This is a genomic window from Aestuariivirga sp., assembly GCF_037139295.1.
In the GTDB taxonomy this organism is placed as follows: Bacteria; Pseudomonadota; Alphaproteobacteria; order Rhizobiales; family Aestuariivirgaceae; genus Aestuariivirga.
Window position 1 is genome coordinate 1 of record NZ_JBAXGR010000123.1, and the last position, 8,109, is coordinate 8,109.

Here is an 8,109-nt window from a genome sequence, read left to right on the forward strand (position 1 = left end):
AGGCTCTTGCAACCCTCGTCGTCAACAAGCTGCGTGGCGGCCTCAAGGTTGCGGCCGTCAAGGCTCCGGGCTTCGGTGACCGCCGCAAGGCCATGCTGGAGGACATCGCCGTCCTCACTGGCGGCCAGGTGATATCCGAAGATCTCGGCATCAAGCTCGAGAACGTGACGCTCGACATGCTCGGCCGCGCCAAGCGCGTGAAGATCGAGAAGGAGAACACCACGATCGTCGACGGTGCCGGCAAGAAGGCCGACATCCAGGGCCGTTGCGCCCAGATCAAGGCACAGATCGAGGAGACCACCTCGGACTACGACAAGGAAAAGCTGCAGGAGCGTCTTGCCAAGCTTGCGGGCGGCGTTGCCGTCATCAAGGTCGGCGGTTCGACCGAAGTCGAGGTCAAGGAGCGCAAGGACCGCGTTGACGACGCGCTGAACGCCACCCGCGCTGCGGTGGAAGAAGGCATCGTCCCCGGCGGCGGTGTGGCCCTGCTGCGCGCCAAGAAGGCGGTGGAGGCCCTGAAGTCGGACAACGCCGACGTCCAGGCCGGAATCAACGTCGTCTCCAAGGCACTCGAGGCTCCGCTTCGCCAGATCGTCGAGAACGCGGGCGTCGAAGGCTCGATTGTCGTCGGCAAGCTGCTTGAGAAGACCGGCAACTACGGCTTCAACGCGCAGACCGAAGAGTATGTCGACATGATCGCCGCCGGCATCATCGACCCGACCAAGGTGGTGCGCGTCGCCCTGCAGGACGCAGCGTCGGTCGCATCGCTGCTGATCACCACCGAGGCCATGATTGCCGAGAAGCCGAAGAACTCCCCGCCCGCGATGCCTGGTGGTGGCGGCATGGGCGGCGGCATGGGTGGCATGGACTTCTAAAAAACCGCTCAATGTAGCGGAAGAACACAGGGCGAGGCGATCCGGCGACGGGTCGCCTATTTTTTGCAGGCGTAGCCAGGCCTGAAATCCGCCGTCTGCTTTCATCATGGTCATTTGTAGATATGTATGTTCTTGCGAGGCATCCTGTTTCGTGCCGAGGAGTCGACTTACCCGTATCTTGCACACTCTTAAATAGACAGGTTTGAACAGGCTTGCTAGAATCGACAGATGGCGAAGATCAAGGCCAGAGCTCTGTCACCTGCCGCTGCTAAGCCTGAGCGCGTTGCTCAGAGCCTTGAGCGCGATATCCTGTCAGGAAGGCTCTGTTACGGGTCGCAACTTGAAAGCGAAAACGCTTTGGTCCGGCGTTTCGCGGTTAGTCGCAACACGGTGAGAAAAGGCTTGGAAACGCTAGCGGGCAAAGGCCTCATTACCACCCGGGTGGGTATAGGTTCATTCGTCACCTTCGATGGTCACACCATCGACAACTCGCTTGGCTGGACGCGAGCGCTATCGACACAGAACGAAACGATAGAAACTAAACTGCTGCGTCTTGAATGTGTCTCCGATGCCAGCCTGGCCATGACGCTGAAGCTCTCTTTCTCGGATTTCCTGGCCGTGGACAGGGTGCGTAGCCTGAAGGCCGCGGGTCGCGTCGTATCGATCGAGCGCAGCAGGGTCCCCCTGCGCTCGGGGATCGAAAGCGCCGTTGGCGACGGTCTTCTCAAGGGTTCGCTGTCGGCCACCCTGATCGCTGCAGGATTGCGCGGCGAGGGTGGCGAGGAATGGGCTGAGATCGAATGTCTCAACGCTGTGGACGCAGCCCTTGCCGGTGTGCCGCCCGGCACAGCTTTCCTGCGCACCCGCAGGCTGGTGCGCGACAGTGAGGGCCGTGTCGTTGAATACGTGGTGAGCCTGCTCGATCCTCGTCACTTCGCTCTGCATCTTGCCTTCTGATGGCGAATTCCCCTTTCCAGCAACGTGCACTGGGAGCGCTGGTCGGCGTGGCGATCGGCGATGCCATGGGCATGCCCACGCAAACGCTGACGCGCGAAGAGATTGCTAGGCAATATGGGGCGATTGCTAGCTTCCGAGATGCCGGACCTGATCAGCCGGTGAGTGCGGGGCTGCCGGCAGGTACCATCACAGATGATACCGAGCAGAGTATTCTCGTTGCTCATCACCTTATTGCGCGCAGTGGCCACATCGACCAGCTGGCTTGGGCGCAGGAATTGCTGACTTGGGAGCGCGACACCCATACGCGTGGCGTGAACGATCTGCTCGGTCCCTCCACCAAGCGCGCAATCGAGGCCTTGCAAAGAGGCGTCTCGGCCAGCGAGGCCGGACGCTTCGGTACTACTAACGGTGCTGCCATGCGCATCGTGCCGGTGGCGATCGCAACGCCCGCCACGCCGCTTGGCGCACTTGTCGACGCGGTGGAGGAAAGTTGCCGCCTCACCCATAACACGTCTGAGGCCATTGGCTCTGCGTCGGCGGTTGCAGCCGCGGTAAGCCGTGGCATCGAAGGCGGATCTCTCGAGGAGATACTCGATGCCGCGCTCAACGCTGCAGCCTTGGGCGAGCAGCGGGGCGAGCCCTCTAAGGGCGGCTCGATCAGAAACAGGATTGCTGCGGCACTGGCGCTTGCGGCCGGGCGCAGCGGAACCTTAAGCGCGATTGAGATCGCCGTGGAAATCGGTACGAGCGTCTCCGCCCTGCAGTCCATTCCCATGGCCTTCGCCATCCTGCGGTTAACCGATGCGGATCCATGGTCTGCAGCATTGACGAGCGCTGTAATCGGTGACGACACCGACACCATTGGCGCAATCGCTTGTGGCATGGCAGGGGCTAGTTCCGGAATAGCCGCCATTCCACCCGAGGCATGGGCGCTGGTTCAAAGAGTGAATGGACTTGACCTCGAGCCTATCGTGAGTGGTCTGCTGCGCCTACGCGCAGCGCGGGTTGAGGAGGGCGCATGAGCGGGGGACTGCTGCAGCTTTCCGGCGTCGTTGTGGACCTCGTGCACCGGCTCGATCATCTGCCGGCTCCCGGTGAGGAGGTCGAGACCTCAACTTTCCAGATGACGCCGGGTGGCGGCTTTAATGCCATGGCAGCAGCGCGGCGCATGGGCGCTAGGGTGACCTATGGCGGCGTGTTGGGCCGGGGGCCGCTGGCGGAGATCGCACTGCAGGGCCTCGCGGCCGAGGGAATAGCCATCGCCACACAGCGCCGCGCGGAGATAGACCAAGGTAGCTGTGTGGTTGTTGTTGACGCCACGGGTGAGCGCAGCTTCATCACCCATCATGGTGCAGAGCGCGAGGTGGACCTTGCCCATCTCGACTCTATTTCTGCCGCAGCACATGGGTTTGCACTTTTGACCGGCTATTCACTTTATAAGCCGAAGAGCGCTGCCGCCTTCCTTTCGTGGCTACCCGGCCTGGCACGGCCGCCGCTACTCCTCTTCGATCCGGGCCCGACGGTAGCCGACATCCCGCGTCCGACCGTCGCGAATGCGTTGGCGCGTGCCGACTGGGTAAGCGCAAATGCAAGCGAGGCAGCGGTGCTGACAGGTGAGGAGGATCCGGCAGAGGCTGCCGCGGGTCTTGCAATTGGTCGCAGTGGTGCTCTCGTGCGGCGCGGCCCAGACGGCTGCTGGCTCAGTCATGGTGGCCTCACCGCACATGTGCCGGGTTTTGTAGTTATGGCTATCGACACAAATGGTGCGGGCGATGCGCATGATGGCGTGTTCATGACAGCGATGATGATGGGCTTTGATCCTCTGGATGCCGCGCTGATCGCCAACGCCGCCGCAGCGATCTCGACCACAAGAATTGGTCCGGCCACGTCGCCGGATGCAACCGAAACCCGCCATTTTCTAGCAGCGCGTGGAGAGACCCTCGCCGCATCTAGGATCTGGGAACGGGCTCAACCGGGCGCCAAAGACGCCCCCAAGGAGGAGGACAGGGAATGAACAGGATCAATAGGCGCGTTCTGCTCGGTGCGATGAGCGCCGCAGTGCTGGCGGGTTCCGCGGGGCTCGCCATGGCGGCGGGTGAAATCCGCGTGCTCAACTGGCAGGGCTATGGCACCGACGAGGCCTTTGCGACGGAAGCCTTCGAGAAGAAGACTGGCGTAAAGGTCGTTCATGACTATTTCACCTCCGAACAGGAGATGCTGACGAAGTTACGCACCAACCCGGGCGCCTATGACGTAGTGCTGATCAATTCAGCGTTCACGGGTCAGGCCAAGGCCGAAGGGCTTATTGCCAAGATCGATACCTCCGACATGCCTAACGTCAAGGATCTTGCGCCGAGCATGGGGCAGAACCCCGACCTCGTGCCAGGGGGTGACGTCTATGGCGTTGCCTGGACGTGGGGTGCCACGGCGCTCGCAGTCAACAAGGACAAGGTGACGCCGCTTCCCACGTCACTGGCCCTTCTCTGGGACCCGCAATATGCGGGCAAGGTCTCGATCCGTGACGACGGAGTGGAGGCGATCCAGTTTGCCGCACTCGCCCTCGGCCAGGACATGAACGACATCAAGGATCTCGAGGCGGTGAAAGCCAAGCTCAAGGCACTTATGCCACAGATCAAGACATTCTGGTCCTCGGAGAACGACTGGAACCAGTTCTTCTCGGCCGGCGACTTCACGGTCTCGACCTTCTGGTCGGGCGGTGCCGGGCGCTCCATCACCAAAGGGCTCCCCGTGGCCTTCGTGGTGCCGCAGGAAGGGGCCGTGGGCTGGCTCGACAGCCTTGCCATCCCCGCGACGTCCAAGAACCAGGATGCCGCACGCGCTTTCATCAACTGGATGATCGATCCGGAGTTCTATGTGCAGTGGGCGGCCAAGGGAGCGCCGAGTTCAGCCAATGCCAAGGCCAATGCGGCACTTCCGGACTCGGATTTCAACAAGCAGGCATTTGCAGACCCTGCCGTGGTGGCCCGCGTCCATTTCATGAAGCCTCTCTCGGATGAGACCCGCAAGGCCTATACCGAGCTCTGGCAGGACGTGAAGACGGCTCAGTAGGAACTCGTCCTCGTGGCCCAGGCCACATCACGCAGAGACGCGCTGCGCGCCGGAGTCCTTCTGGCGCCAGCCTATCTCTGGCTGACGGTGGCGGTGTTCCTGCCGCTGTCGGCCATGCTATTCTTCAGCTTCCTCTCGGCGGCCCCCTTCACCAGTGCCAACTGGCACGTGACGGGCTTGAACTATGCCGAGTTTCTCACGCGGTCGATCTACCCCGACCTGCTTGGCCGATCCCTTCTGCTCGCCGCTATCGTCACCTTGGCTTGCGTGCTGATCGGTTATCCCTGCGCCTATGTGCTGGCGCGTCAGGTGAAGGGGCGGGCCCGCGAGGCGCTGTTCCTGCTCATTATCCTGCCGTTCTGGAGCAACAGCCTGGTGCGCATCTTTTCCTGGGCCATCGTGCTGCGCGGCAACGGCATTATCGATCATACGCTGGGGGCCCTTCTGCCCTTCGTGTCGGTCAATCTCATGTTCAGCTACACGGCGGTGGTGATCGGCCTCGTCCACTCCTACCTGCCGTATGTGATCCTCACCTCCTACCTGGCGCTGCAGGCGATCGACGAGAGCATCCTCGAGGCGGCGCGCTCGCTGGGAGCGCCTTTCCGCACCATTCTGTTCCGCCTCCTGCTGCCATTGTCGCTGCAGGGGCTCGCCGCGGGTGCAGTGCTCATCTTCGTTCCGGTGGCAGGTTCATTCATGGAGCCGCGCATTCTCGGCGGCAAGCATGGCATCTTCTATGGCACGTTGATCGAAGACCAGTTCGTGGCGACCTTCAACTGGCCGCTGGGGGCGGCCCTCTCCTTCATCCTGCTCGCGGTGGTCCTGGTGATCCTCGCCGCCGCGAGCCCTATCCTCAAGAGGGCTCGATGAGCCAGCCCCGCGGCATCTCCCGGGTTTTGGGCCGCGGCTATGTGGGGCTGGTGCTTTTCTTTCTCTATGCACCGATCCTGGTCATGGCGCTGATGTCCTTCAACGCTTCAGAGTTCTATGCCTTTCCGCTGAGCTTCACGCTCGACTGGTATCGAAGGCTCTGGGGCAACGCGGGCATCGTGGCCTCGGCCTGGCGCAGCCTGTGGATCGCTGTCGCCACCACGGCGATCGCCACGGTGCTCGGCACCGCGGCGGCCCTCGCGCTGTTCCGGTACGAGTTTCGCGGCAAGCGGTTGCTGCAAGCGCTACTGTTCCCGCCCATCGCCATTCCTTGGCTGATCATCGGCACGGCCATGCTGATCTTCTTCTTCTGGGTCGGCATCGGGCGCGGCACGCCTGCGGTCATTCTCGGCCATGTGGCGCTTGCGCTGCCTTACGTGATCGTTGTCGTTGCGGCGCGCCTTCAGACCTTCGACCCGCAGCTCGAGGAGGCTGCCCGTTCGCTCGGCGCCGGCCAGTGGGTGGTGACGCGGGACGTCACGCTGCCATGGATCGCCTCAGGCGTGGTGGCCGGAGCACTTTTCGCCTTTGCGGTGTCTTTCGACCAGTTCGTCGTATCCTACTTTCTGGCGCAGCCAGGTGATGCCACGTTGCCTGTGGTGATCTATACCGCGATCCGCAAGGGCTTTACGCCTGAGATCAATGCGATCTCGACGATCATCATCGCGGTGTCGATGGCAGTGATGCTGGCGGCCTCCCGATTTTTCAAGTTTGGCGGAGAACGCTGATGTCAGAAGTCCGGGTCAGAAACCTGTCGCTCGCCTATGGCGCGACCAAGGCTCTGGACGATGTCTCGCTCGATTTTCCCGATGGCCAGCTCTTTGGTCTGCTCGGGCCATCGGGCAGCGGCAAGACAACCTTGCTGCGCTGCGTCGCTGGCTTCGTCTTCCCCGACCACGGCAGCGTGATGATCGGCGGCGAAAGCGTCGAGCGGGTCCCTGTCGAGAAACGTGAGATAGGAATGATGTTCCAGTCCTACGCGCTGTTCCCAAACATGAGCGTTGCCGACAACATTGGCTTTGGCCTGAAGGTCCGGCATCTCGACAAGCCAGAGATAGCCCGTCGCGTCGGCGAGTCGTTGGAACTCGTTCACCTCGAAGGGCTTGGCGACCGCAGGCCGCATGCCCTTTCAGGTGGCCAGCGTCAGCGGGTAGCCTTGGCGCGTGCCATCGTCACCAGGCCGCGCGTTCTGCTGTTGGACGAACCGCTGAGCGCCCTCGACAAGGCGCTGCGTAGCGAGATGCAGGTGGAGCTGCGCCGCATCCAGCGCGAGGTTGGCATCACGACCATTTTCGTAACGCATGACCAGGAGGAGGCGCTCACGCTGAGCGACCAGATCGGAATCCTCCGCGCAGGGCGGCTGGTGCGGAGCGGTGTGCCGCGCAATCTCTACCATGTACCGCAGGACCGTTTCACGGCGTCGTTTCTCGGTGAGGCGAATTTCTTTGACGGGAAGGCGGAGCAGGGGGGGCTGCGACTTGCAAGTGGAACGCTGCTGCCATGGCCCGGTCAGAAGGTGGAGGGTCTAGGGACATTGGCCGTTCGGCCTGAGGAGATGACGATCTCCGCTGCCGGTCCCGCGGAGAGGAACGAGACCTGCGCAATTAGGGGAGAGTTGGTCCGAATTTCATTCTCGGGCCCGACTGCGCTCTGTCTGGTGAGAGGTGAAGGCCAACAGTTCAGTGTACTCGTAAAGAACTCGGAACTCACCGAAATCCCGGTGTCAGGGCCCGTCACAGTGTCATGGCCCGCCGCACGCTCCATGCAGATCCGTGACTGAAGACGTGCCACCACAGAAGGGAACCTCTTGATGACCACGAGCCCATGCGGCCAGCCGATCCCGGAGGTGGATCTGGCGCTCATTACTGGGTCAGCCAACTGGGGTCTCCGCTTTCCGGAGGATGCTGGTCTTCCAGGGGTTCGCGTGCTCTCGCGTGATGTCTCCCATGAAACGGCGCATGGCATTTCGGAGAACTGGAAGCTCCTCGAGTTCGATGGATCGATGACCACTGACGGGCGCCCGCGGCGGGCGCTGTGCATGTATTCGCACGGCAACCCGCGTGACTGGATCGACCATTCCTGCCACCGCCGCGCCTTTGCCGTGTTGCAGGCCGCGGGCGTGCGCCGCGTGCTGGCAAGTTCGACTATCGGCTCCCTCAATCGCGCCATTCGGGTGCCATAACCGGCGCCGGGCATCCTGGACGTTCTTCTCGATCTGGCCCGTCTCCCAGCCCGAGGCCGGATTGCAGAACTCAGGCTCGAACAGGTAGTGGCTGGC

9 protein-coding genes are annotated in these 8,109 nt (G+C 62.4%); all 9 read left to right on the plus strand.

The annotated features are described in order from the left end of the window. Positions 1 to 875: chaperonin GroEL (gene groEL, locus WCJ41_RS18680; RefSeq protein WP_336907349.1), on the plus strand; the 875-nt coding region annotated here is incomplete at its 5' end. 228 nt (positions 876 to 1,103) lie between these two features. Next, a complete protein-coding gene (locus WCJ41_RS18685) occupies positions 1,104 to 1,832 on the plus strand; it encodes a GntR family transcriptional regulator (RefSeq protein ID WP_336907350.1) in 729 nt (242 codons plus the stop codon). Then, positions 1,832 to 2,854 (plus strand): ADP-ribosylglycohydrolase family protein, encoded by a 1,023-nt coding sequence (locus tag WCJ41_RS18690; RefSeq protein ID WP_336907351.1) that lies wholly within the window; start codon positions 1,832 to 1,834, stop codon positions 2,852 to 2,854. The genes WCJ41_RS18685 and WCJ41_RS18690 overlap by 1 nt, the downstream gene beginning before the upstream one ends. Then, the gene (locus WCJ41_RS18695) at positions 2,851 to 3,846 is read left to right on the plus strand and encodes a PfkB family carbohydrate kinase (RefSeq protein ID WP_336907352.1); all 996 of its coding nucleotides are present in this window, start codon (positions 2,851 to 2,853) and stop codon (positions 3,844 to 3,846) included. Before WCJ41_RS18690 ends, WCJ41_RS18695 begins: the two co-directional genes overlap by 4 nt. After that, entirely contained in the window at positions 3,843 to 4,901 is a 1,059-nt protein-coding gene (locus tag WCJ41_RS18700; protein ID WP_336907353.1) for an ABC transporter substrate-binding protein, read from the plus strand. The genes WCJ41_RS18695 and WCJ41_RS18700 overlap by 4 nt, the downstream gene beginning before the upstream one ends. A 12-nt stretch (positions 4,902 to 4,913) precedes the next feature. After that, positions 4,914 to 5,771 (plus strand): ABC transporter permease, encoded by an 858-nt coding sequence (locus WCJ41_RS18705; RefSeq protein ID WP_336907354.1) that lies wholly within the window; start codon positions 4,914 to 4,916, stop codon positions 5,769 to 5,771. Further along, entirely contained in the window at positions 5,768 to 6,559 is a 792-nt protein-coding gene (locus WCJ41_RS18710; protein WP_336907355.1) for an ABC transporter permease, read from the plus strand. The genes WCJ41_RS18705 and WCJ41_RS18710 overlap by 4 nt, the downstream gene beginning before the upstream one ends. Continuing rightward, positions 6,559 to 7,611 (plus strand): ABC transporter ATP-binding protein, encoded by a 1,053-nt coding sequence (locus WCJ41_RS18715; RefSeq protein ID WP_336907356.1) that lies wholly within the window; start codon positions 6,559 to 6,561, stop codon positions 7,609 to 7,611. The genes WCJ41_RS18710 and WCJ41_RS18715 overlap by 1 nt, the downstream gene beginning before the upstream one ends. A 30-nt stretch (positions 7,612 to 7,641) precedes the next feature. Next, on the plus strand, positions 7,642 to 8,013 hold the full coding sequence (locus WCJ41_RS18720; protein WP_336907357.1) for a hypothetical protein: 372 nt from the start codon (positions 7,642 to 7,644) through the stop codon (positions 8,011 to 8,013). The last annotated feature ends 96 nt before the right edge of the window (positions 8,014 to 8,109 follow it).